At 63.3% G+C, this 24,394-nt stretch carries 22 protein-coding genes and 1 pseudogene; 11 read left to right on the plus strand and 12 right to left on the minus strand.

The window, feature by feature from the left end:
- The first annotated feature begins 21 nt into the window (after positions 1-21).
- The 7 genes from flgK (at position 22) to CK228_RS03755 (ending at position 5,930) form a co-directional block, all read left to right on the plus strand.
- On the plus strand, positions 22-1,476 hold the full coding sequence (gene flgK, locus CK228_RS03725; protein ID WP_095786948.1) for a flagellar hook-associated protein FlgK: 1,455 nt from the start codon (positions 22-24) through the stop codon (positions 1,474-1,476).
- Positions 1,477-1,479: 3 nt separating this feature from the next.
- On the plus strand, positions 1,480-2,523 hold the full coding sequence (locus CK228_RS03730) for a flagellar hook-associated family protein (RefSeq protein ID WP_095786949.1): 1,044 nt from the start codon (positions 1,480-1,482) through the stop codon (positions 2,521-2,523).
- 29 nt (positions 2,524-2,552) lie between these two features.
- Positions 2,553-2,900, plus strand: coding sequence for a flagellar biosynthesis regulator FlaF (gene flaF, locus CK228_RS03735; protein WP_019860973.1), 348 nt, complete (start codon positions 2,553-2,555; stop codon positions 2,898-2,900).
- A complete protein-coding gene (gene flbT, locus CK228_RS03740; protein WP_095786950.1) occupies positions 2,897-3,340 on the plus strand; it encodes a flagellar biosynthesis repressor FlbT in 444 nt (147 codons plus the stop codon). Before flaF ends, flbT begins: the two co-directional genes overlap by 4 nt.
- The gene (gene flgD, locus CK228_RS03745; RefSeq protein ID WP_095772653.1) at positions 3,340-3,747 is read left to right on the plus strand and encodes a flagellar hook assembly protein FlgD; all 408 of its coding nucleotides are present in this window, start codon (positions 3,340-3,342) and stop codon (positions 3,745-3,747) included. Before flbT ends, flgD begins: the two co-directional genes overlap by 1 nt.
- Before the next feature lie 13 nt (positions 3,748-3,760).
- Positions 3,761-4,027: a flagellar biosynthesis protein FliQ gene (fliQ, locus tag CK228_RS03750; RefSeq protein ID WP_010911298.1), complete on the plus strand. Its 267-nt coding sequence runs from the start codon at positions 3,761-3,763 to the stop codon at positions 4,025-4,027.
- Positions 4,028-4,286: 259 nt separating this feature from the next.
- Positions 4,287-5,930: an MFS transporter gene (locus CK228_RS03755; RefSeq protein ID WP_095786951.1), complete on the plus strand. Its 1,644-nt coding sequence runs from the start codon at positions 4,287-4,289 to the stop codon at positions 5,928-5,930.
- Between the two features lie 24 nt (positions 5,931-5,954).
- Here CK228_RS03755 and CK228_RS03760 read toward each other — a convergent pair whose 3' ends face one another.
- The 9 genes and pseudogenes from CK228_RS03760 to CK228_RS03800 form a co-directional block, all read right to left on the minus strand.
- Entirely contained in the window at positions 5,955-6,323 is a 369-nt protein-coding gene (locus CK228_RS03760; protein ID WP_095786952.1) for a cupin domain-containing protein, read from the minus strand.
- A 3-nt stretch (positions 6,324-6,326) separates the two neighbouring features.
- A pseudogene (locus tag CK228_RS03765) lies at positions 6,327-7,597 on the minus strand (FAD-binding oxidoreductase).
- A 24-nt stretch (positions 7,598-7,621) separates the two neighbouring features.
- Complete coding sequence (locus CK228_RS03770) at positions 7,622-8,737, minus strand: ABC transporter ATP-binding protein (RefSeq protein ID WP_095786953.1); 1,116 nt, start codon at positions 8,735-8,737, stop codon at positions 7,622-7,624.
- Positions 8,734-9,531 carry an ABC transporter permease gene (locus CK228_RS03775; RefSeq protein ID WP_095772648.1) on the minus strand — a complete coding sequence of 266 codons (798 nt, stop codon included), beginning with the start codon at positions 9,529-9,531 and terminating at the stop codon, positions 8,734-8,736. The genes CK228_RS03770 and CK228_RS03775 overlap by 4 nt, the downstream gene beginning before the upstream one ends.
- A complete protein-coding gene (locus CK228_RS03780; protein WP_095786954.1) occupies positions 9,531-10,397 on the minus strand; it encodes an ABC transporter permease in 867 nt (288 codons plus the stop codon). The genes CK228_RS03775 and CK228_RS03780 overlap by 1 nt, the downstream gene beginning before the upstream one ends.
- Positions 10,398-10,419: 22 nt before the next feature.
- Positions 10,420-11,496: a PotD/PotF family extracellular solute-binding protein gene (locus CK228_RS03785; RefSeq protein WP_095787127.1), complete on the minus strand. Its 1,077-nt coding sequence runs from the start codon at positions 11,494-11,496 to the stop codon at positions 10,420-10,422.
- A 39-nt stretch (positions 11,497-11,535) separates the two neighbouring features.
- Positions 11,536-12,195 carry an XRE family transcriptional regulator gene (locus tag CK228_RS03790; protein ID WP_142875558.1) on the minus strand — a complete coding sequence of 220 codons (660 nt, stop codon included), beginning with the start codon at positions 12,193-12,195 and terminating at the stop codon, positions 11,536-11,538.
- A 166-nt stretch (positions 12,196-12,361) separates the two neighbouring features.
- The gene (locus CK228_RS03795; RefSeq protein WP_095772646.1) at positions 12,362-14,143 is read right to left on the minus strand and encodes a chloride channel protein; all 1,782 of its coding nucleotides are present in this window, start codon (positions 14,141-14,143) and stop codon (positions 12,362-12,364) included.
- A gap of 586 nt (positions 14,144-14,729) precedes the next feature.
- Positions 14,730-15,512, minus strand: coding sequence for an NAD(P)-dependent oxidoreductase (locus CK228_RS03800; protein ID WP_245437961.1), 783 nt, complete (start codon positions 15,510-15,512; stop codon positions 14,730-14,732).
- 62 nt (positions 15,513-15,574) lie between these two features.
- Here CK228_RS03800 and CK228_RS03805 point away from each other — a divergent pair, with 62 nt between their 5' ends.
- Complete coding sequence (locus CK228_RS03805) at positions 15,575-16,054, plus strand: MarR family transcriptional regulator (protein WP_095786955.1); 480 nt, start codon at positions 15,575-15,577, stop codon at positions 16,052-16,054.
- A 25-nt stretch (positions 16,055-16,079) separates the two neighbouring features.
- Here the strand turns inward: CK228_RS03805 and CK228_RS03810 are convergent, their stop codons facing one another.
- A complete protein-coding gene (locus CK228_RS03810; protein WP_095786956.1) occupies positions 16,080-16,379 on the minus strand; it encodes a putative quinol monooxygenase in 300 nt (99 codons plus the stop codon).
- Positions 16,380-16,495: 116 nt separating this feature from the next.
- On the opposite strand from CK228_RS03810, the gene flhA reads away from it, so the two are divergent.
- Genes flhA through CK228_RS03825 form a run of 3 tightly spaced genes read left to right on the plus strand, consistent with a single transcriptional unit; the run spans position 16,496 to position 19,717 of the window.
- Positions 16,496-18,583 (plus strand): flagellar biosynthesis protein FlhA, encoded by a 2,088-nt coding sequence (gene flhA, locus CK228_RS03815; protein ID WP_095786957.1) that lies wholly within the window; start codon positions 16,496-16,498, stop codon positions 18,581-18,583.
- The gene (fliR, locus tag CK228_RS03820) at positions 18,580-19,332 is read left to right on the plus strand and encodes a flagellar biosynthetic protein FliR (protein WP_095786958.1); all 753 of its coding nucleotides are present in this window, start codon (positions 18,580-18,582) and stop codon (positions 19,330-19,332) included. Before flhA ends, fliR begins: the two co-directional genes overlap by 4 nt.
- 1 nt (position 19,333) lies before the next feature.
- The gene (locus tag CK228_RS03825) at positions 19,334-19,717 is read left to right on the plus strand and encodes a hypothetical protein (RefSeq protein ID WP_095786959.1); all 384 of its coding nucleotides are present in this window, start codon (positions 19,334-19,336) and stop codon (positions 19,715-19,717) included.
- A gap of 81 nt (positions 19,718-19,798) precedes the next feature.
- Here CK228_RS03825 and CK228_RS03830 read toward each other — a convergent pair whose 3' ends face one another.
- Together CK228_RS03830 and CK228_RS03835 are read right to left on the minus strand one after the other, a co-directional pair.
- Positions 19,799-22,729, minus strand: a complete 2,931-nt coding sequence (locus CK228_RS03830) for a patatin-like phospholipase family protein (protein ID WP_245437962.1) — start codon at positions 22,727-22,729, stop codon at positions 19,799-19,801.
- Between the two features lie 166 nt (positions 22,730-22,895).
- A complete protein-coding gene (locus CK228_RS03835; RefSeq protein WP_095786960.1) occupies positions 22,896-24,290 on the minus strand; it encodes a peptidoglycan-binding protein in 1,395 nt (464 codons plus the stop codon).
- Positions 24,291-24,394 lie beyond the last annotated feature (104 nt).

The raw sequence follows: 24,394 nt of genomic DNA on the forward strand, positions 1-24,394 counted from the left end.
CGCGGCCCGTGAAAGACCAGCATGTCGTTATCTTCCGCATTGAGCATCGCCCAATCTGCGCTTATGAGTACCGCGCGTCAGACCAGCGTTGTCACGCGCAACGTCTCGGACGCCTCCAATCCGGACTATGCGCGCCGCATCGCCGTCGTCACCAGCACGGCGCCCGGCGCGCGTTCGGTTGATATCCAGCGCGTCGCCAACGACCTGCTCTTCCGGCAGAATCTCGGTGCCTTGTCGGCCTATAGCGGCCAGAACGCGCTCTACAGCGGCATGGATCAGCTGGACGTTTCGGTCAATAGCGTCGACAATGCCTCCTCGCCCTCGACGGCAATCGCCAATCTGCAGCAGGCGCTGCAGCTCTACGCCACCTCGCCGTCCAACCAGAATCTCGGCTCGAGCGTCATCGACGCGGCCAACCAGGTCGTGCGCTCCCTGAATGAAGGCTCCAAGGCCATTCAGGATTTCCGCACCCAGACCGACGGCCAGATCGACACGGCGGTCAAGGACCTCAACGCGCTGCTCGGCCAGTTCCAGGACGCCAACCAGGCGGTCATATCCGGAACCCGTTCCGGCACCGATGTTTCCGATGCGCTCGACCAGCGCGACGCGCTGCTGAAGAAGATCGCGGACTATGTTCCGATATCGACCTTCACGCGCGGCGACAACGACATGGTCATCACCACCGGTGACGGCACCACGCTGTTCGAGACGATACCGCGCACGGTAAGCTTCACGCCGGCGGCCGGCTATGCCGCCGGCGTCCCCGGCAACACCATCTATATCGACAATGTGCCGGTCTCGGCGGGAAGCGGCGGCAACACCACCGCCAGCGGCAAGCTCGCCGGCCTGCTGCAGTTGCGCGACGGCGTCGCCTCGACCATGCAGAGCCAGCTCGACGAGACCGCGCGCGGCCTGATCACGGCCTTTGCCGAAACCGCGCCCTCGATGCCCAACGCCCCCGGTCTGTTCACCTGGTCCGGCGCGCCGGCGGTGCCGGCTGCGGGCACGCTGGTCAACGGACTGGCCGGCACGATCAGCATCAATGCGGCGATGGATCCGGGCGCCGGCGGCAATCCGACATTGCTGCGCGACGGCGGCGCCAACGGCGCGGCCTACGTCGCCAACACCACCGGCGGCCCTTCCTATTCCAGTCTCCTGATTGCCTATGGCGACCGGCTCGACAAGCCGATGACGTTCGACCCCGCCGCTGGCATTTCGGCAACATCAAGCGTTTCCGACTACGCTGCCAATTCGATCGGCTGGCTGCAGGGCATGCGCCAGCAGGCTTCGACCGCAGCCGATGCGAAGGAAGCGCTGGCACAGCGCAGCTCCGAGGCGCTATCCAATGCGACCGGCGTCAATGTCGACCAGGAAATGTCGCTGATGCTCGACCTCGAACATACCTATCAGGCATCGGCGCGGATGATGAAGACCGTCGACGACATGATGACGGCCCTATTGAACGCGGTGGGATAATCCATGACTTCAGTCTCTTCGGCCGCCCTCACCAACGCCATGCGCTATCAGCAGATGCGCATGCAGGCCGACCTCGTCAAAGCCACGAAAGAATCGTCGACCGGCAGGGTCGCCGATGTCGGCCTGGCACTGGGCGGACGCACCGCCCAGTCCGTCACTTTCTCGCGCGACCTCGACCGGCTGAACGTGATCGTCGATTCCAACGGGCTGGTCACCGCAAGGCTTGCGTCGACGCAGACGTCCCTCGCCCAGCTCTCCGGCGTGGCGCAGACCTTCCTGTCCGCCCTGACCACCGCGTCGTCCGGCGACAACTCCAACAGCCTGACCCAGTCGACCGGCCAGACGACCCTCCAGCAGCTGACCTCGATCCTCAACACCAGCATCAACGGCGAATATTTGTTTGCCGGCACCAACACCGACGTCAAGCCGATCAACGATTTCACGGCCGCCGGCTCACCGGCCAAGGCCGCCTTCGACGCCTCCTTCGTCGCCAAATTCGGCTTCACGCCCAACGATCCGGCCGCGGCCAACATCACCGCCGCCCAGATGGACGATTTCATCACCAACGACGTTGCGCCGCAGTTCCTCGGCGCCGGCTGGCAGACCAACATGTCTAACGCCACCGACCAGCAGATCGTCAGCCGCATCGCGCTCAACGAAACCACCGAGACCTCGACCAGCGCCAACAGCGACGGCATCAGGAAGCTCGCCATGGCCGCGGCAATGGTCTCCAGCCTGATGTCCACCAACATCAGCCGGGCGGCGAAGGACAGCATCGTCACCCACTCGCAGACACTGGTCGGCGAAGCGCTGAGCGGCATTGCCCAGATCCAGTCGGAGACCGGCATCGTGCAGAAGCGCGTCTCCGATGCCAGCGACCGCATGAAGACGCAGATCGATCTGTTCGAACGCCATATCCTCGATCTCGAAGCCGTCGACCCGGCCACGGCCGCCACCAGAGTCGCGGATCTGACACAGCATATCGAGACGTCCTTCGCCCTGACAGCGCGCCTGCAGCAGCTCAGCCTGTTGAATTACCTGACCTGACAACTTCCAGCGGAACGGTAGAGCCGACGATGTACCAATTCTCCTACGCCGACGTCCAAAGCACCTCCGTCTCGGACGCAAAGGACCGTGAGCGCGAACTCCTGACCCGCTCGATCGACATGCTGTCGGCGGCCGCCACGGCCGGCCAGGATTCGATGGAGGCGATCGAGGCGCTGAATTTCACCAACCGCGTGTGGACAATCTTCGTCGAGGATCTTGGCTCCAGCGACAATGCGCTTCCCAAGGAATTGCGTGCCAACCTGATTTCCATCGGCCTTTGGTTGCTGCGCGAGGCGGAGGACATCCGCCAGGGCCGCACCAACAATTTCGAAGGGCTGATCGAAGTGTCCCAGATCATCCGCGACGGCATTCAATGACCAACACACTGAAGATATCGCTGAAGCCCAACGAGAAGATCTACATCAACGGGGCGGTCATCCGCGTCGACCGCAAGGTCACCATCGAACTGATGAACGACGTGCAGTTCCTGCTCGAAGGTCATGTGATCCAGGCCGACCAGGCATCGACGCCGCTCAGGCAGCTTTATTTCATCGTGCAGGTCATGCTGATCAACCCGGCCGGCGCCGATGACGCCCGCGAGATGTTCCGCCGCTCGCTGCCGTTGCTCATCGCAAGTTTCGAGGATGCCGAGATCTGCGGCGCACTGAAGCAGATCGACCGTATGGTCGGCGAGGATCATATTTACGAGGCATTGAAGGCGATCCGTTCGCTCTATCCTCTCGAACGCCGCGCGCTTGGCGGCAATGACGATGTTCCGGGCGCACCGCGCCCGCTGGCCGTGGGAGCAAGCTACTGATGACCGTGGACATGACGACGACGATACCGGTTGGCGCCAATTCGACCACCAAGTCGACCTCCAAGACGGCGGTCGACTACCAGTCCTTCCTGAAGCTTCTGATCGCCGAGATGAAGAACCAGGATCCGACCAAGCCGATGGATTCGACGCAGTACGTCGCCCAGCTCGCCACCTTCTCGCAGGTCGAGCAATCCGTGCAGTCCAACACCAAGCTCGACCAGATCATGCAGTCCTCCGCACTGTCGCAGGCCGATGCGATCATCGGCCGCTCGATCACCTCGGCCGACGGCAAGACCACCGGAATAGTGGCTTCGGTGACGCTCGCCAGCAGCGGACTGATCGCGGTGCTGCAAGATGGCACCAAGGTCCCCGTCGGCCCAGGCGTGTCGGTCAAGCCGGCAAGCTAGGCCGGCCGCCCGCATGAACGAAGCCGACGCCCTCGACATCGTCCAGTACGCGGTGTGGACGGTGCTGACCGCGTCCGCTCCGGTGGTGCTGGTCGCCATGGCGGTCGGCATCGGCATCGCCCTCATCCAGGCGCTGACGCAGATCCAGGAAATCACCCTGACCTTCGTGCCGAAGATCGTCGCCATCATGCTGGTGGTGGCGCTCACCGGCCCGTTCATTGGCGGCCAGATATCGGCCTTCACCAACGTCATCTTCCAGCGCATCCAGAACGGGTTCTGAAGAAAGTCGCGGAAAACCGCTTCAGAACGTAATGGCTCGAAAAGCCGGCGCCGGCTATCGGCCGATTTCACCGCGGGCATGCAAGGCGTGCTGCGCGAAGGCGACCCCGGCCCTCGCGGCAAAGCTGGCCTTCCTCTATCCTCTTGTTGGACCATGATCTTGCGCGCATGACGTTCGCCCTTTGCGGCGCGATGCCATAGTTTCGGCAAACGATGCGGAGAAACCGCAAGGATCAGCACGTTCTGGCAGGAACCCATCCATGATTGACGAGAAACCGGATAGCGAAGGCGTTTCGGCGCTGGCGCCGTTCCGGCATGGCATTTTCCGCGCCGTCTGGTCGGCAAGTCTCGTTTCAAATTTCGGTGGCCTGATCCAGGGCGTCGGCGCCGCCTGGATGATGACCACGATCGCCACCTCGCCCTATCAGGTCGCCCTGGTCCAGGCCTCGACGACCTTGCCGATCATGCTGTTCGCGCTTGTCGCCGGCGCCATCGCCGACAGCTTCGACCGGCGCAAGGTGATGCTGGTGGCGCAGACCTTCATGCTGGTCGTTTCGGTGCTTCTGACCGTGTTCACCTGGTATGGCCTGATCACGCCCTGGACGCTGCTTGCCTTCACCTTCCTGATCGACAGCGGCACGGCGCTCAACAGCCCGTCCTGGCAGGCGTCCGTCGGCGACATGGTCCCCCGCAACAAGGTGCCCGCGGCCGTCGCGCTGAACTCCATGGGCTTCAACCTGACACGCAGCGTCGGTCCGGCAATCGGCGGCATCATCGTCGCGGCCACGGGCGCCGCGGCCGCCTTCGCGGCGAACGCGGTGAGCTATATCGGCCTCATCATCGTGATGGCCCGCTGGAAGCCGGATGTGCCGGTGTCGACCTTGCCGCGCGAGTCGCTGGGTGCGGCCATGGGGGCCGGCCTGCGCTATGTCGCCATGTCCCCCAATATCGGCAAGGTGCTGGTCAGGGGCGCGGCCTTCGGCTTCTCAGCCGGCGCCGTCCTGGCGCTCTTGCCGCTCGTCGCGCGCGACGTCGTCAAGGGCGATGCCTTGACCTACGGCATCATGCTGGGCTCCTTCGGCATCGGCGCCGTCGGCGGCGCGCTGATCAGCGTGCGGCTGCGGCAGTTGCTTTCCAGCGAGACGATGGTGCGCTGTGCCTTTGCCGGCTTCGCCGTCTGCGCCTTCAATGCCGCGCTCAGCCATCATGCCTGGCAGACCTCGCTCGGCCTGCTGGTTGGCGGCGCCTGCTGGGTGATCGCGCTCTCGCACTTCAACGTCACCGTGCAGATGGCGACGCCGCGCTGGGTGGTTGGCCGGGTGCTGTCGGTCTACCAGACCGCGACCTTCGGCGGCATCGCGCTGGGCAGCTGGATCTGGGGCGTCGTCGCCGATGCGCATGGCGCCGAGACGGCGCTGATCGCCGCCGCCATCGCCATGCTGGCCGGCGGCGCCATCGGCCTCGTGCTGCCGCTGCCGCAGCAGCAGGTGCTGAACCTCGACCCGCTCAACCGCTTCAAGGAGCCGCATCTGGCGCTCGACCTGAAGCCGCGCAGCGGTCCCATTGCCATCATGATCGAATACATCATCCGGCACGAGGACGAGGCGGAGTTCCTTGCCACCATGGCCGAACGCGGCCGCATCCGCCGCCGCGACGGCGCCCGCAACTGGACACTGGCGCGCGATCTCGAAAACCCCTCGATATGGATCGAGCACTACCACACGCCGACCTGGCTCGAATATGTGCGCCACAACGGCCGCATCACCCATGCCGACGCCATGGTCGGCGAGCGCCTGCGGGCGCTGCACAGCGGCGACGAGCCGCCGCGCGTGCGTCGCGTCATCGAGCGTCCGACCACCGCCGGCACAGCATTGGTGATGGCCAGGGGGCCGATCGAGCACTGATCCCGGGTAGCTGGTATCAGTCGATCAGCCGGCCGACTGGATCATGTAGAGCTTGCGCGTGGTCTCGCGGATGCGCCATTCGCCCTTCCATCCCTGCGGCAGCACGAGCAGGTCGCCTGGTCCCAGTTCGCGCGCCTCGCCGTCGGCGCGGCTCACCTCGACCCGCCCCGAAATGATATGGCATATCTCCGACGAAGCCGAGCGGTCGGCGGTGAAGCGGCCGGGCGTGCATTCCCAGATGCCGATGTCGACGCTCCCGTCCGGCGATTGGAAAAGCGAGCGCACGGCCTCGACCTGGTCCCCCTCGATGGAGGTGGGCTTGGGTGAGAACGCGCCGATGTCGGCCTTGGCGAGATCGTGGAAGGTCGAAAGGTCGATCAAACTGGTCTCCATCAGTCAGTGGCCGGTAATGCCGTCGGCGAGCGCGGCCAGTTTCGACGTATGCGCAAGCCCAGCGGCCTCGCGCCCATCGGCGATGCGATAAAGCTGGTACATCGAATGCACGCCAAGCCAGCGGACACGCCAAGCCCGACATAGCCGCCGGCCCAGCCGATGCGGGTCGCGGGATCGAGCCCGACGGTCGTGCACCAGTCGCGCGGCACGCCGAGCACGCCGCACCAGGCGTGCTCGATGCGGCAGTTCGCCGTCTGCGGCAGCAGCGTCGTCAGGATCTGATGCAACTGGTCGATCGTGGCCTGCTGCGTCTGCCCATTGACGTCGGTCCGCGAGCCGTAGCGATAGGGCACGCCGCGCCCGCCCATGGTGATGCGCCCCTCGCGCGTGCGCTGGGCATAGCAATAGGCGTGGGCGGCGTTGCCGAGAAGCTCGTGACCCTCCCAGCCGATCTGGCGCCAAAGCTCCTCGGACAGCGGCTCGGTGACGATCTGCGCGCTGTTGAGCGCCAGCCAGGTCCGTTCCTCGCCGGGAATGCCTGATGTAAACCCCTCCGTCGCGCGGATGATGGTTTCCGCCCGCACCGTGCCGCGGTTCGTCGTCACGCGGCCCTCGGCGATGGCCGTCACCGTCGTCTGTTCGTAGATCGGCACGCCCAGGCGCTCGACGGCGGCGGCAAGCCCGCGCACCAGCTTGGCCGGCTGCACCCGCGCCTGGCCGTGGACGACGAAGCCGCCCATGACATTGCGGATGTTGATGCGCGCCCGCGTCGCCGCTTGATCCAGCATTTCGACGCGGGTCGGATCGACATCCCAGGCGCGGATCGTTTCGCACTCCTCGCGCGCGCGTTCGAGCTGCGCCAGGTTGGTGGCCACCGTCAGATTATCGACCCGGCGGATATCGGCATCGATGCCTTCCGCGCTCGCCACCCGGATCACCTCGTCGACGCAGCCAGCCATGGCCGCCTGCATGGCGCTGACACCTTGCCGGGTCGAGGTCTTGAGATATTTTTCGCGCGACCAGGAGAAGCCGCCCGACAGCCAGCCGCCATTGCGGCCCGAAGCGCCGAAACCGGCAAATTCGCGTTCGATCAGCGCGACGCGCAGCGAGGGCCTCGCCTTCTTCAGATAATAGGCGGTCCACAGGCCGGTATAGCCGGCGCCGACGATCGCGACATCGGCCTCGATATCGCCAGGCAAGGGCGGCCGGGGCGCGGGAACCCCTCCCAGATCCGCATACCAGAACGATATGTCGCCGTTGCGCTTGGCTTGCATGGGATGACTTTCGAATTGATTGGATCAGGTCAGCGTCGCATCGGCCGAGCTGTCATCGGCCAGAAGCTTGGCGTCGGCACCGTCGAAGCAGAGCTCCACCTTGTCGCCAAGGCCGAAACTGTCGCCGGTCAGCGGTGTGCGCACGATCGCCATGGAGCCGTCGGCGAGCCTGACTTCGTATTTCGATCCCGAGCCGAGATAGATGGCTTCCGCGATCGTCCCCGGCAGCCGGTTGGAGGTGCCCGCCGCGTCCTGACCGGGCCGGCGGATGGCGAGCTTTTCGGGGCGCAGCAGCATGACAGGGCTGGCTTCGCCCGCGATCCGGCGCGGCGCAGTCACCGTCTCGCCGGCAATACGCAGCGCCGTGCTCACGCCGTCGCTGCGCGCCTCTCCGCGCAGCACCGTGGAGTCGCCGATGAAGCGGCCGACGAACAGCGTCGTCGGCTCATCGTAGAGCTCGCGGCCGGTGCCGACCTGCTCGATGCGCCCGCGATTGAACACGGCGATGCGGTCCGACAGGACCAGCGCCTCTTCCTGGTCGTGCGTCACATAGACGAAGGTCGTGCCGAGCTCGCGATGGATGCGCTTGATCTCGAGCTGAAGCCATTCGCGCAGCTTCTTGTCGAGCGCGCCGAGCGGCTCGTCCATCAGCAACAGTGGCGGATCGAAGACGATGGCGCGGGCCAGCGCCACGCGCTGCTGCTGACCGCCTGACAGCTCACTGGGATAGCGATGCGCGAAGTCGCCCATCTTGACCATATCGAGCGCCCTGGCCACGCGCGCCTTTCGCTCTGCCTGATCGACGCCACGCAGCGTCAGCGGATAGGCGACGTTGCGGCCGACGCTCATATGCGGGAACAGCGCGTAGTGCTGGAAGACGACGCCGATATTGCGCTTGTGCGCCGGCACGCCGACGACGTTCCTGCCGCCGACCAGCAGCTTGCCGCTCTTCAGGTCGGTGAAGCCGGCCACGACATTCAGCGTCGTGGTCTTGCCGGAACCGCTCGGGCCGAGCAGCGTCATGAACTCGCCGGGCTCGATGCGTAGCGACACGCCGTCCAGCGCCTTGAAGCCGCCATAGGCCTTGCTGATCGATTCGAGATCGATCGCCGCGCCCTTGCTCTCCTGTCCCGGCTTCATTGGGATCCTTTCCGCTCGCGGCCAAGAAGAAGCATGCCGCCGCCGATCAGGATCGTGGTGGCGAAAAGCAAGATGGTGCCGACGGCGGCAACGGTCGGGTCGGCGTCGCGGGTGATGGAAGAGAATATCTGCACGGGCAAGGTCTTGAGATAGGGGTTGGTGATGAACAGCGACACGACGATCTCGTCGAAGGAGGTGGCGAAGGCGAAGAGCAGGCCGGACAGGATGCCGGGCAGGATCAGCGGCAAGGTCACCGTGCGGAACGCGGTCAGCGCTCCCGCGCCGAGACTAGCCGCCGCCGTCTCGAGGCGCCTGTCGAACACTTCGAGGCTGGCCGAGACCGCGATCAGCACGAAGGGAAGCGCAAGGATGGTGTGGGCCAGCACAAAGCCGGTCAGCGTGCCGACGAGATGGGCGTCGAGATAGACCGCGTAGATTCCGATGGCCAGCACAACGCCGGGGACCACCATGGGCGTCAGCATGAGCATGCGCAGGAGGTTGGCCGGCCGCGCTTTCATGCGGTCGAGGCCGAAGGCGGCAAGCGTGCCGAGCACTGTCGCCAGCACCGCCACGATCGAGGCGACCTTCACCGAGTTCAGGAAGCTCGACATCCAGTCCGGATTGGTGACGAAGTTCTGGTACCATTGCCAGGAGAAGCCCTGCGGCGGGAAGGCGAGCGACTTGTTCTCGTTGAACGACATCGGCACCACGACCAGCGTCGGCGCGACAAGCCATATCGCCACCAGCAGGCAGACGAGGCCGAGGATGACGCGTGTGAGCGGCTTCATTTCCATCAGCGCCGCCCCGCTTCCCGATAGCGAGAGCGCATCACCGGGGCCGCCAGCGCCAGGAGCACGAAGGTGGTGACCAAAAGCACCACGCCCATGGCACCGCCGCGGCCCCATTGCAAAAGGCTCAGCACCTGGGTCTGCACCAGGGTCGACAGCATGGTCGAGCGCGGGCCGCCGAGCAGTGCCGGCGTGATGTAGAAGCCCAGCGCCAGGATGAAGACGATGATCGCGCCGGCATAGACGCCCGGCAGCGACAGCGGCAGGTACACCGTGAAGAACGCGCGCGAAGGCCGGGCGCCCAGGCTTTGCGCCGCCCGCATCAGCCTGAGGTCGATACCTTTCATCACCGAGTAGAGCGGCAGGATCATGAAGGGCAGCAGCACCTGCGCCATGCCGATGACCACGCCGGTCTGGGTGCGGATCAGACGGATGCCATCGAACCCGGCCGCGCGCAGCAGCGAATTGATGACACCTGAATCCTGCAGCAGAATCACCCATGAGAGCGTGCGTACGACCCCGCTCACCCAGAACGGGATCAGTACGCAAAGCACCAGGACAAGCCGCACGCGCGGCCCGACGGCGGTCATCAGATAGGCATAGGGATATGCGCAGACCACACAGACGACCGTAACCCACGCCGAGATGACAAAGGTGCGCTGGAGCACCGTGAGATTGACGGGCGCGCCGAAGAACCAGAGGTAATTCTGCACGCCCCATTGCGGTTCCGAGAGGCTGCGCACCATGATGGTGAGCAGCGGATAGCCGATGACGGCTGCCAGCAGGATCAGCGCCGGCAGCGTGAGCGCGAACGGCCGCGATACCCAACCCCGTTTCGCGACGGAAGGCGTTGTCGGTTCGAGCGCGCTCACGGGCTTTGCCTCCGTCAGCCGGTCAGTTGCCGGCCATCAGCGCCGACCACTTCTCCTGCGCCACCGCGAAGTTCGGAACCCAGAACTTGAAGTTCTGCTTGTAGCCCTGCTTCTGGCGTTCCGGCGTGTTGGTCAGGAAGGCGGAGACGGAAGCGTCGACCTTGGGCTGGGCATCGCTGTTGATCGGCGTGTAGGAGGTCTGCTCCGCCAGGACCTCCTGTGCGTGCTTGCCGAGATAGGCATTGAGCAGCGCATAGGATGCATCCGTATCCTTGACGCCGACCGGAATCGTCATCTGGTCCATCACCACCAGCCAATCCTGCCAGGCCGGCGCGTATTTGGCGCCGTTCTTGACCGCGGTCATGGCGCGGCCCGTCCACATCATCAGCATGTCGGCCTCGCCGGATTCGGCGAGTTGCTGCGATTCAGCGCCCGTCTTCCAGAAGATGGTATCGGGGCCGAGCTTGCGGACCACATCGATGGCCTTGTCGATATCGGCCACCGTCATCGCCTTCGGATCGCCGCCGGCAACCTTGAACGCCTGTTCCAGCAAGCCGCCCGTCGGGCTGCCGGAGCCGTCGATTCCGCGCACGCCCGGGAACTTTGCCGTATCGAAGAAGTCGGCCCAGCTCTTGGGCGGGTTATCCTTGTACTTCTCCTTGTTGTACATCAGCACGACGCCATAGTTCATCGCCGGCACCGAGCATTCGCCAACCTGGCCTTCCGGGATTTTCGAGACGTCGAGCTTCGTCAGATCCAGCTTCTGGAACAGCTTGCCGCAATAGACGTAAGGCGGCAGGTCGTCGGTATCGACAACATCCCAGGTGACATTGCCGGACTCGACCTGCGCCTGCAGCTTGGCGATCTCGGTCGGACCGTCATTGAGCAGCTTGACGCCGGACTTGTCGACGAACTCCTTCAGCGCCACGGCCTGGCCATCCTGGTAGATGCCGCCATAGGAGACGAACGTCAGGGTCTTGCCCTTCAGCGACCCCTCCTTGACTTCGCCCGCCACCGGCTTCTCCTGCGCGAACGCTGCGGTTGCCAGCACGCCAAGCGCCATCACGGCGCTGAGATACAAAGCTTTCGTTTTCTGCATGATTGTCATTCTCCCATTGATGCCCGCATTGGATTGGAGCTACCTGGCCGCGAGCGGTTTCCAGGCCGTGTATTGATCGAGCTCGGCGCGCACCGAGGTCGGCGGGGCGATGATCCACATCACTTCGGCTCGGCCGCTGCCGATGTTCTCCGAGCGATGCGGCGTCGAGGTCGTGTATTCGATGCTGTCGCCCTCCTCGAGGACGTGACGGGCGTCGCCGAGCGAGACCTCGACGACCCCGCGCAGCACGACGAGCATCTCGTGCGCGTCGCCATGGGTGTAGCGATCGGGCCCGGTCGAGCCGCCAATGTCGAATTCCCCGACATAGACCTCCATGTCGCTCAGCGGCGGGCGCGACAGCAGCATCTTGCGGCAGCCGTCGCTGGGCGGCAGGCTCGGCCGCTCGCTTCGTCTCAGAACGCCATGGTTTTGCGCCGTGCTTTCCTCGAACAGCATGGCGACGCTGACGCCGAGCGCCGAGGCCATCTGGTTGAGCGAGGCGGTGCTGGCCCCTGTCAGGCCGCGTTCGAGCTGGCTGATGAAACTGGCGCTCGTCCCGGTTGCTTCCGCAAGCTCGCGCAGGGACAGCCTGCGGGCGAGGCGAAGGCTTTTGAGGCGCATGCCCAGCACTTGGTGGGCGTGCGTCGCGACCGGTGTCTCGCCCGTTTTCGACGAAGCCTTGTCCGACCCCTTGCTCATGCCGTCTCCTCACCGCACTTAACAAGATGTACAGTACCACTGTACAACTGACAAGCCATGTATGGGCGCCAGAACAGGGCCAGTCGCTGGGCCAGGCTGCAAGTCGGAAGGGTCACGTGAGCAAGCCGCGCCGCCGATTGACAAAGGGGGCGCGTAGGGGGAAGCCTTATCCTTCGCCCGACAGGTCCCGGCGCGCCTTTTCGAGTTCCTCGGCATAGCGCCGCATCAGATGGCCCTCGGTCAGCAGACCGAGCACGATGTGGTCGGTGAAATCCTCGACGACGGCCAGTTCCTCGGCGCCGGCGCGCTGAAACGTCTCGGCGGCGGCCTGCACGTTCATGCTGGGCACCAGGACGGCATCCTTGTACTGCGCGAGATCGCGCACCGGCGCCTCGCCGCCGGCGGGATCGCTGTGCAGTTCGGCCACGATCAGCACGCCGACATACTGGTCGCCCGGGTCGACGGCGATGACGCGTTGCGCCGAACCCAGCGGGATCTGCTTGCGGAAGTCGGCCAGCGTCGTCGCGGCATCGATGGTCTTGATGTCCTTGCGCATCATCGAGCCGACGGTCAGGCTGCGCATCCAGCCGACATCGTGGGCGCTGCGGATCGTCTCGCCGCGCAGATGGAAGCGCCATGTCGAGAACGAATAGCCGAAGGTTTCGCGCACCAGGATCGCCGCCATGATCGAGGCGGCCAGCACGACGCCGGTGAGCGTCAGGTCGCGGGTCGATTCCAGCGCCAGGAAGGTCATCGTCAGCGGACCGCCGACGACACCGACGGCAAGCGAGGTCATGCCGACGACGGCGGCAACCGAAGGGTCGATGCCGGTCGCCGGCGAGACCAGCGCCATCACACCGGCGAATGCCTTGCCAAGCAGCGCACCGAGGAACAGCGAGGCGAAGAACAGGCCGCCGCGAAAGCCCGAGCCCAGCGAGATGGCTGACGCCGCCAATTTCAGCACGAAGACGCTGGCCACCACGGTCAGCCCATAGTTCATCGCGAATTCGCGGTGCAGCGCGCCATGGCCGCTGGACAGGACCTGCGGCGTGATCAGCCCCAGCAGGCCGACGATGACACCGCCGACGACGGGACGCAGCGAGGCATCGACCGACAGCCTGTTGAAACCGCGCTCGATCAGCGTCACCAGCTGCATGATGGCGATCGAGGCCGCGCCGCCCAGCAGCCCGAGCAGCAGGAACGGCACATACTGGCTGGGGGTCAGTTGCGGCAGCCCAGAAAGCTCCAGCGGAAACGGCACGCCGCCGAACATTTCCGCGGTCAGCGAGGCCGAGATCGCGGCCGTCATGACCGGCGCGACATTGGCGACCGAGTAGATGCCGATGACCAGTTCGAAGCCATAGAAGGCCCCGGTCAGCGGCGCGTCGAAGGCGGCGGCGATGGCCCCGGCCGCACCGCAGCCGACGAGGATGCGGACATCATTGCGGCGCAGCCTGAAGATGCGCGCCAGCCGCGACGCCAGACCGGAGCCGACCTGCGTGTAGCCGGCTTCCAGGCCGACCGAAGCGCCGAAGCCGCTGGAGATCATCGTCTGGCCGGCGATGATGAAGGTGTCGGTCAGCGACATGCGACCGCCATAGAGCGCGTTGGCCTCGATCGGGTCGACGGGTGTGCGGAATTTCCGCAGCCGCAGCCATATCACCGTCAGGCCGAGCAGGGCGCCGCCGACCGGCGGGATCAGCGCCTGCATCGGATTGGCGAGCGAGAACATGCCCGAAAGCCGGCCGCCGGGCTGAACGCCGAACAACAACCCGTGCAGATCCTGCACGATCTGGCTCATCGCGGTGACCAGTATACCCGCCATGACGCCGACGGCGCCCGCCAGCATGACCACTGCGATGCCGCGCGCCTCGAGCAGCGGAATTGACCTCAGAAGCACCGCACGCAGCCGGCGGGCGTAGACTTGTGGCTGGTTTCTGGAAAGCACCGGGCGGCTCGCCGATATCAAAAGGGACGTGGAAGGCTGATACGCCTAGGGATACCGCATGGCAACCGCGATGCCGGCTCCCCGAATGCCAGGATCGCTTTCGAACAGTTTGGAGGCTTCCTTTGATCAACCCGGAGCCAAAAAGGCATAAGTGAATTGGGCATCTGAAATCGGACACCGGATTCGCGGCAAAGGCCCTCCTCCCCCTCGCCTGCGAAATCGACGCAGGGCCTTAAAAGTGGTATTTTGGCCCGTCTCTATTTCCCTCCAGGAGGAGAACATGATTGCGCGGGGATTGTTTTCATTGGCTGCTTGCACGATTTTTTTGAGCTCGTCTGCAATGAGCCATTCAGACATAGACATGCCAGTTAAGTTGAGTATTTCATACCCCATGTCTCCTTTTGCGGGAGGCAATACGGAAAACGGAGCCGGCCCGCAGAAGAATTTCTTCGGACCGCACAGCAGGATGTCTGCTGTCCTGGCGGTTATCCTTGGTACCGTAATTCAACGAAACGTGTTACGGCAGCTATGAAGATTGCCACGATACCGATAGCGGAGGTTGGTCCTGCAGGCAGGTCAACGCCTGCTAGGCGATAAGAGATTGGCCGGTGCGCAAGCGAGCTTGATTGCCGATCATATCGACGTCTCCGAATTCAGGCAGGCAAACGGAAGTCCGCTCGCCAACCCAGCTCCTCGACCGCCTTTTGCGTCGAGACCGCCCGGTTGGGTTCCGCCACGTTGAAGACGCCGGGCGCCCCCTTGTCGAGCGCGAGCAGCGCGGCACAGGCGGCGGCATCGACATGCACCGGCGATGCGCCGGCGGCCGTATCGGCCCATAGAGCTGGCCATATCGCAGCACGACGCCGGCGAATGGCGCGCTGAGAACGGCCTTTTCCAAGGCGATGACGCCACTGACGCTGATGCCGCGATTGCCACTCGCGCCACCATCCAGAGGGTCGGCTTCGCCATGCGCCTCCGAGCCCGGCGCATAGGCCCAGGCGATGCTTTGCGCCACCATGCGCCGGACACCGGACGCGACGGCGGCCGCGACCAGATTGCGCGTGCCTTCGTCGCGGATGCGGGCATTGCGCACGACCGCCTCGCCCATCCGGCTCGGATCCAGCCCTGGCGGCAGGTCGGTCTGCTGATGGACGACGATGTCGGGCTGGGCGGCGAGCATCGCGCGCGACAGCGCCTCGGCATCGAAGACGTCCACGACCGCCGGCCCGACTCCGAGGGCGCGCAATGTCGCGGCCTTGTCCGCATTGCGCGTGGTGCCCGTTACCTGATGACCGGCGGCCAGAAGTTGCGGAATCAGTCGCTGGCCGATGGCGCCGGAGGCGCCGGCAAGAAAGATTCGATGACCCATCGTCAGGGACTCCGCATTGTCTTAATATCAGTGCACGAACAATATATAAGAGCTCTTACATTATGCACAAGCCGAATCCGCACGCATCGATACCCGCCCCCGGCGAAGGCAAACGCGGCGAGGAAGGCTATCTCGGCTACCTGCTTCGGCAAGCCGCCGGCGCGCATCGGCTCAGAATGGACCGGGCGCTAGGAGATCTCGGCGTGACGCAGCCGCAATTTGCCACGCTGACCATGCTTGCGGCCTATCCCGGCCTCTCCAATGCCGATCTGGCCCGGCTGGCGCTGCTCACCCCGCAAACGCTCAGCGTCATCGTCGCCAATCTCGAACGGGCCGGCGCGCTGGTGCGCAAGCCACATGCCGTTCACGGCCGCATCCAGCACATCGATCTCAGCGACAGCGGTCGCGCACTGCTGCGCGCCTGCCGCCGGCGCGTGCGGGCGATCGAGAGCGAGCTGACGCAGGGGTTGTCGGAAGCGGAAGAACGCACCGTCCGGCGCTGGCTGGTCGGCGTCGCCATGGCCGCAACAGCCGAGTCCTGATTATTGCCGGTTGCTGACCAGCCGATCAGGTGGGCATGGGCTCACCGGCCTCGTAGAGCACAAGGTTGCGCTCGCCAATGCCAAGCGCCGGCCAGCTCGCGCGCCATTCGGCGATGTGCGGCGAGCGGAAATGCGCATCGAACGCCGCCCTGTCGCGCCACACCTCGGTAACCCGGATCAGCCCCGCATCGAGCACATCCCGCGCGTAGGAATATTCGAGGCAACCATCCTCGGCGCGGCTGCCCGAGATCATGCGCTCCATCGCCGGCCTTGCCTCCTCCAGCTTTCCTGCAGGCAAGCGGATCGTGCCGATGATGAGAAGCATGGGTCTTCCTCCTTGCGGGATCGTCGAGCTGGCCACTCTCCCACCCTCGCGCAAGCTTGGCCAGCTACCCTCGCCGGGCTGTCCCATGCGCGGCAGTCTATGGTTCGAGGACTTATATGGCGATCAGCGAAAGCATCCAGCCCGGCGCGGTGGCCAAGAACGGCCGCGACATCTTCTTCGCGCTCGGCATCGTCATCATCCTGGCCGTGCTGTTCCTGCCGATCCCGGCCTTCCTTATCGACATCGGCCTCGCCTTCTCGATCGCGCTTTCGGTGCTGATCCTGATGGTGGCGCTGTGGATCCAGCGGCCGCTCGACTTCTCCTCGTTCCCGACCGTGCTGCTCATCGCCACGATGCTGCGGCTATCCCTCAACATTGCCACCACGCGCATGATCCTGTCGCATGGCAATGAGGGCACGCACGCCGCAGGCTATGTCATTGCCGGCTTCTCCAAGCTGGTGATGGCCAGCGACTTCGTCATCGGCCTCATCGTCTTCATGATCCTGATTGTGGTGAACTTCATCGTCATCACCAAGGGCGCCACGCGTATCGCCGAAGTCGGCGCCCGCTTCACCCTCGACGCCATCCCCGGCAAGCAGATGTCGATCGACGCCGACCTTTCCGCCGGCATGATCGACGACAAGACCGCGCAGTTGCGCCGCCGCGAACTGGAAGAAGAAAGCTCTTTCTTCGGCTCGATGGACGGCGCCTCGAAATTCGTACGGGGCGACGCCATCGCCGGCCTCATCATCACCGCCATCAACATCGTCGGCGGTATCGCCATCGGCTACATCAGGCACGGCATGGGCATGGGCGAGGCCGCCGATGTGTTCATCAAGCTGTCGGTCGGCGATGGTCTCGTCACCCAGATCCCGGCGCTGATCGTTTCGCTCGCCGCCGGCCTGCTGGTTTCCAAGGGCGGCACCCGCGGCTCGACCAACCAGGCCGTGTTCGGCCAGCTCGGCGCCCATCCGCGCGCGCTTTACGTGGCGGCGGCGCTGCTGGTGCTGCTCGGCCTGATGCCCGGCCTGCCGCTGTTCCCCTTCTTCGCACTGGCCGGCGGCATGGCTGGCCTCGGCTACGTCATCCCGATGCGCGCCAACCGCGTCCTCGCCGAGGCCGAGGCGCTGAAGACCCAGGAAAAGGCGACCAAGGCCGAGGAAGAGAAGAACTCGGTCAAGGCCTCGCTCGCCACCGCCGAGATCGAACTGCTGATCGGCAAGCAGCTGTCGACCCGGCTGCTGGTGTCACATCAGGAGCTGGTCTTCCGCATGGCCAAGATGCGCAAGAAGTTCGCCCAGCAATACGGCTTCGTCGTGCCGGAAGTGCGCGTTGCCGACGATTTCGCCATCCCGCCGAAGAGCTATCAGATCAAGGTGCATGGCACGGTGGTCGCCGAATATTCGATGCGCGTCGGTGAGATCATGGTTCTGCTCGGCAGCCGCGAAGTACCCGAAATCCCCGGTGAAGAGATCCGCGAGCCGGCCTTCGGAATGCGTGCCTATTCCGTCATGGAAACCTTCGCCGAGGATTTGAAACGCGAGAACTACACCTTCGCCGACAACATGTCGGTGCTGCTCACCCATCTCTCGGAAGTCATCCGCAACAACCTTCCGCAGCTCCTGTCCTACAAGGACATGAAGGCGCTGCTCGAGCGCCAGGACCAGGAATACCGCAAGCTGGCCGACGAGATCTGCACCACGCACATCTCCTATCCCGGCCTGCAGGCGGTGCTGAAGCTGCTGCTCGCCGAACGCGTCTCGATCCGCAATCTGCATCTGATCATCGAGGCCATCGCCGAGATCGCGCCGCATGTGCGCCGCACCGAGCAGATCGTCGAGCATGTCCGCATCCGCATGGCCCAGCAGATCTGCGGCGACCTCTCGGAAGGCGGCGTGCTCAAGGTGCTGCGGCTCGGCAACCGCTGGGATCTCGCCTTCCACCAGAGCCTCAAGCGCGACGCCAAGGGCGAGGTGCGCGAGTTCGACATCGATCCGCGTCAGCTCGAGGAATTCGGCCAGGACGCCACCAAGGCGATCAAGAAATTCCTCGAGGCCGGCGAGCGCTTCGTTCTCGTCACAGCGCCGGACGCCCGCCCCTATGTGCGCATGATCATCGAGCGGTTGTTCACCACGCTGCCGGTGCTCTCCCATGTCGAAATCGCCAAGGGCGTCGAGATCAGGGTGCTCGGGACCATATCGTGAGCCTTCTCTCGCAGAGCGTCGTCATCGCAGCGTTCCTCGCCTTCTGCCGCATCGGCGCCTGCTTCATGCTGATGCCGGGCCTGTCCAGCGCCCGCGTGCCGGTGCAGGTCAGGCTGTTCGTGGCGGTCGCCGCCACCGGTGGCCTGCTTGCCTTCCTGTGGGACCGCATCATTCCTTTCGTCGATCCGCGCCCGCAGATCCTGGTGCCGATGATCATCTCGGAACTCCTGGTCGGCGGGCTTATCGGCGCCATGACCAGGCTCTACATGGAAGCGCTGCGCTTCATGGGCTCGGCCATCGCCATGCTGATCGGCTATGGCGGCTCGGGCGGGCCGGCGATCGAGGAACCGGAACCGCAGGCCGCCCTTGCCGCCATCATCTCGTTCTCGGCGCTGTTGATGCTGTTCGTCTTCGACTTCGACCACGAAATCGTCCGCGCTTTGGTGGCGTCCTACACGGTCGCGCCGGTCAACGTCTTCTTCAACCCGCAGGCGGCGCTGGTCGACATCACCGACACCGTATCGGACACCTTCTTCCTGGTCATCCGCCTCGGCAGCCCGTTTGTCGCCTATGCCATTCTGGTCAATCTGACGATCGGCTTCGTCAACAAGCTGACCCCGCAGATCCCGATCTATTTCATTTCCCAGCCCTTCGTCATCGCCGGCGGCATGATCATCTTCTATTTCGCCATCGGCACCATGCTGTCGCTGTTCGTCGACGGCTTCGTCGACCTGACTTTGGCGAGGTGAGATGAGCACGCGCAAGGACCGTCTGCGGAAACTGGTCAAGGTGCAGGAGCAACTGAAGGCGCTGCACGAGACCCGCCACGCCACCTTTCTCGCCGCGGCAAACGCGGCGGAGACCGAGGCCAGGGAATTGATCGGCCATTTCGACCAGGACAATTCCCTCTCCGGCCTGTTCCCCGATCTCTATCACCGCCGCATCGCCCAGGCGGTGGTGCGCCAGGAGAAGAGCCTGGAACGCGCCAGGCAGGAGGCCGGCCTCATCGCCACGGCAAATGCCCGCACCAACATGGTCGAGCGCGCCTACAAGGAGGTGCGCAACCGCGACGAGCGCGAACGCTCCGACCGCGAACGGCTGGATCTGATCGCGCAGAAGCGGAACGAGGAATAGCTGCGGGAATCGCTTCCCTCGCTACGATTCGTTCAACGACAAATGTGCGCGTTCGTGCCTCCAACGGCACCCCAGCTGACATCACTGGACGAAGGCGGCACCGCCTTTGCTCCGATCGACACAGTCATTGGAAGTCGCCTTGGTGTTTGAGATCACGGCAAGAAGCTCGTTCCATCTCGACTCCAAAGTAGGGTGCTCTAACGCGGGATCTTTCGCCCAGTCAAAAACCCTACTCGCGTCCTTCTGGTCATCGAACTTTGGAATGTCCCTGCTGAACAAAGCAACGACAAGCTTCTTGAGGTCAGCCGAATATAGCGTCACCGATCCCTGCGTCGGCTCCGTGAAGGTGAGTGATCCCGGCAGCAGCCAGTGCGTGCCGATGCCGTCGCGCAACACCCGAGGCATATCGAGCTCATGCCGGGTAGCGATCGATCGGTGCTCGCAATAGATGTCGTGTATGTCGGAGAACACTTCACCTTCCATTCCCAAGCCGAGTTGCCCACCCGCTTGCAGCACCGAATTGAAGCCAAAGCTCTCAGTATAGCCTCCAGCCGAAGCAGATACGTCGGCAATGACGATGTGAAGCGGTGCCAGAGGCACGGACTTGTCCAACGATTTCAGGGCGTCTCGAACAAAAAGGTAAAGCGTCATTGTACCGCGGTTTTCAACCGCGCCGCCGTCCGTCACCCAATAGCGCTGTCGGACAGAGTCTGTTCCATCCGGCAATACATCGATGGCTGCGTCGGAGAAAACGGGCGGAAAATTCGAACTGAGGGCGGCGGCGCGGGCGATTGAAAGGTTTACGTCATCGATAGGGACGACTTTCATCACGGCCGGTTCATTCGCCGCCGCCCCCTGGTTGGGCGCCTTGAGGTTCGTCAGCACCAGCCGCCCGCCCGCAACGCTGCCGTCAAGCAGTTTTGGACATTTCGCGGCGAGTTCTGGAAATGAAAGATTGTCATCAGTACAGGTTGTTGGCTTGGCTTCAAACGAACCCAGCAACGACGTGTTGAACATCAAGCCGAAAGGCGGCGATCCCATCACTCCCGCACCCATGTTGCAGACGAACGACTCTGCAAGGATATTGCCCAAACGGGTTCGCGCCGGGATCCATCCGTCCACGTGCTCATCTTTCAGGGGATTTTCACCGCACACAGCCGGCTGCCAGCTTCGCCGTCCAAAGGTTGTCCGCAGATCACCGGCTCTTTCGAGAACGTCCTCGATGAAGGGATCCGCCATGACCTTCGAAAAATTCCCCCAAGCGTCATTGTCTGGATCACCGGGTCGCCGCAGTTCGCGCTCATGCAAGGCAAAGTAGGCTAGAGCGGCACTGCCACCGGATACACCACTGACGAGGACGACGTTACAGATCTTGCCTTGTTGTGCGAGCCCGTGAAGGACTGATGCCGTGTAGATGGCGGCGCGAGTGCCACCGCCAGAAGCGGCAATGGCAATTCTGGCATCGCTCGGGCCTAAGGGCGGGCAAGCGCCTGTTTGCCCGGTCTCAGACCGCAAAAAGCTGGCGGGGTCGAGGTTCTTGGGCGCCATCGAATGGATTTCCAGTTCGGCAGGCTGAGCCGCGTGGAAGAACGAGACCCAAGACGGCCCGGCTATCAAAATGAAGGCCAAGGTGCTTGTGATTACCGGAAAGACCAGTGCGGAACGTTGAAAGTCGCGCAAGCTCGGCAGTGGGTCGGGGAATACGCTCTTTGATGCCGGCATCTGTTCGATCTGCCGGCGAAAAGTGGACAGCAGTTCCGATGGAGTCTGGAACTGTAAGGCTGCCCCCTGGGCTTCGTATCCCTTCTTATACTCGCCCTGAATTTTCAATCGTCCCGCCCCATGCAGCGCTACCAGGCGACCGTTCGGCTTGATGGGGCTGGTAGGCTGGTTACCGATGTAGTCGTATCGCAGCTCAAAGGGAGGCCCAGCGGCAACACTGCCACCAAGTAGATGGAGAATTCTCCGCGCCGCGAATTGATCGCACCAGAACGCGTAGTACCACGCCGCCAAATAGAAAAAAGCGAGGTAGCCCATGATCTTGGTATTGCCGTATCCGGTGCTGCCTGCGTTGAACAGATAAGTGATGTAGTGCACGTCACCCAAGCGCGCCAGGGCAACGACAATCACCAGCAAGCTTATGGCAAGTTGCGGGCCTATGAAGAAGAGACGACCGATAGTTTTAAGAACTTCCATCAATCTTTCGAAGAGCACGCCGAGGAAGAGCACTGCCCAGCAGAGAACGCCGACAATTGCAAACACCCACCAAAGAAATCGATCCGGTACAAAGAGCACCAATAGCGATCCAGGCAAAAGCAGCTCGACCGGGTAGCGGACGGGCACAATGAGCAAGGCGGAAACCAGCGCTGCGAAAGGGCTGGTACCCATGAAGTCGTAGCGATTCGTCGGTGGAAACAGGTCGACTGCGGGAAGCGCCTGCGCAAGTTCACTTCGTCCTTGGGGATTGAACAATCGCACGGCTACACACCAGGCCATGCCGAGTGCGATCGCCAAGATGATGACAATCGCGACACCAATGTGCAGGCGTAGTGATCCTGAATGATCGTCGTAGGTCTCAGGTTGGGTGAAGAGAAGCATTGGGGCGATCAAGACACCCGGGATCGCAAGCTGCCCAGCGAGAAGGTATCGCTGGACCCATGGTTGCAACCACGCTCCGATATGTAGCGCCAGCAACAGTGAAAGCCCGAATATCAACAGTCCGATCGTGGCCAACGTAAAGTGGAATGTCGGGCAGCCCAGCGCGATAACGACGATTAACATGAGAGACAGGACCGGGACGAACCAGGCGTAGCCATCGGGCGCAATCCAGCTCCAATACCACGCTCTGCCCGTTGGCAACGGCTGGTTCACAAAACCATCAAACCTTCGCCACCAACGAACGAAACTCCTCGTCTTGGCACCCAACCAATTGTAAAGGCCTGGTTGGTCATTCGCGGTAGCAGCTTGATCCACAGCAAACCTCTTGGCTTTCGTCATGTCTGGATTGCCCATTGCTGTGCCATCCACCGTGAGGACGCGAGTACGAAAGCTGGGTGTTCTTGGAAGCCCCATGGCTCAATGCGGCTTCTGGCCCTAGCGCGGCCGGGCCAGCCGACACGCAACCGCCATGGGGAACACTCAGCCGGGCCACTTGAGTAGGGCGACCCGTTCATGCAGGTCAATCTAGTGGGATTGCAGGCGTTCCCTGGTTCCACTTTTCAAGCTTTCCCAAGAAGCCCCACGCCGCAAGGCCAAGAAATAACGGCATTGCGAAAGGGCTTAACCCCATGGCTGGCGTGATATTGGACAGTGCAGTGCCTACCGCGGTCAGATCACCCGACACGCCAGGCGAAGTCGCCAATTTGGAAAGCAGCTGCGTAATGATCGCCCCGCCAATACCAATCGCCGATTTCTTTCCGTCGAGCAGATTCCCGATCGTCTGACCGAGCGCACCATTCACTGGGCCTAGCGGCGCATCCTTGGCTTGGCCAGGGAGCAAGATGGCCGAGACCAGGTCGATCGCCCTTCGCAAGCGATCTTGCTGACTACCGCCCTGATTGACTGGCGGGACGGTGTTCGCCACGCGCTGAACTGCACCTCCCAACGCACTGACAATGCCCGCGAGGTCGCTGTTCACGCCAACCGTATTTACATGGACAGGTGAAGGCACCTTGTCCGATCTATCGGTCAAGGCGCGAATAGCGGCCTGCAAAGATTCGAGCTTCTCGCGAATATCACTTGCGGCGCCATCCGGGCTGGGCTGCAGCTGCCGGTCGATCGCCGCAATCGTAAGAGGATCTGCTAACCCCGTATCGTCCAGTCCGTTTTGTTGTTGAAAGCGCGACAGAGCTGTCCTGGTCAAAGGTCCGCTCCGCCCGTCTTCTACCAATTGCGGGTCTGCCCCCAGAGCGTTCAATGAATGCTGAAGCCAGACGACATCCTTTGCCATCTCATCGTCTGGTTCCAAGCCCGGCGAACCGCCGTTTGAACCGATGCTGATTGTTGGGTCAAGGCTGAGGAGAGCCTTCAAGATCACTGCCGTCCCGAGCTGCGTATCCGCAAAATTGGGGTCGAAAACATGGTCTTTGACATACTTGCCGGCTCGCGCCTCGGGCGGCCCGTACAAGGTGGAGCCACCGTAAAGGTACGGAGAATTCACACCTTTTCCGTGGTAGCCAAAACCATTGAACCCCTCGAGCCTGAACAGAGTTCGCGCAATCCCCCAATCGCTGGCGCCTACAAAGCCCTCCAGCCGCAAAGCGTCCAACGCTCCGTCGACAAAAGCGTTCGGCCCGGTGAATGGCCCACGGCCCTTCGGAACAATGGTGGTACGTTGGCCAAGAGGCTGGCCATTGCCGAGATAAGTGCCGAAATTCAGCGAAGACTCACGGTAGTGACAGAGGCCGACAAACCACCATGGAACACCCGTCCGGCTTTCGATCTGAGCATAAATCGTCTTGCCATCCAGAATGCGCTTGGCTTCCTTTTTGACGACGCTGGCTCGGTTGGATCGGATTTCCAGCCTCTCCCAGTTGCGCTCATATCCCTCTTTATATTCATCAAAGAGTCCCATTGCCCATATCCCCTTCGAGTAGTGATTGACCAAATTCGACTAACGCTAAACCTCCGCCAAACTGGAAAGCCGGGCACACCTTTGTCAGGCGCCGGCAGGGGCGG

This window comes from Mesorhizobium sp. WSM4312 (assembly GCF_002294875.1).
Classification (GTDB): Bacteria; Pseudomonadota; Alphaproteobacteria; order Rhizobiales; family Rhizobiaceae; genus Mesorhizobium.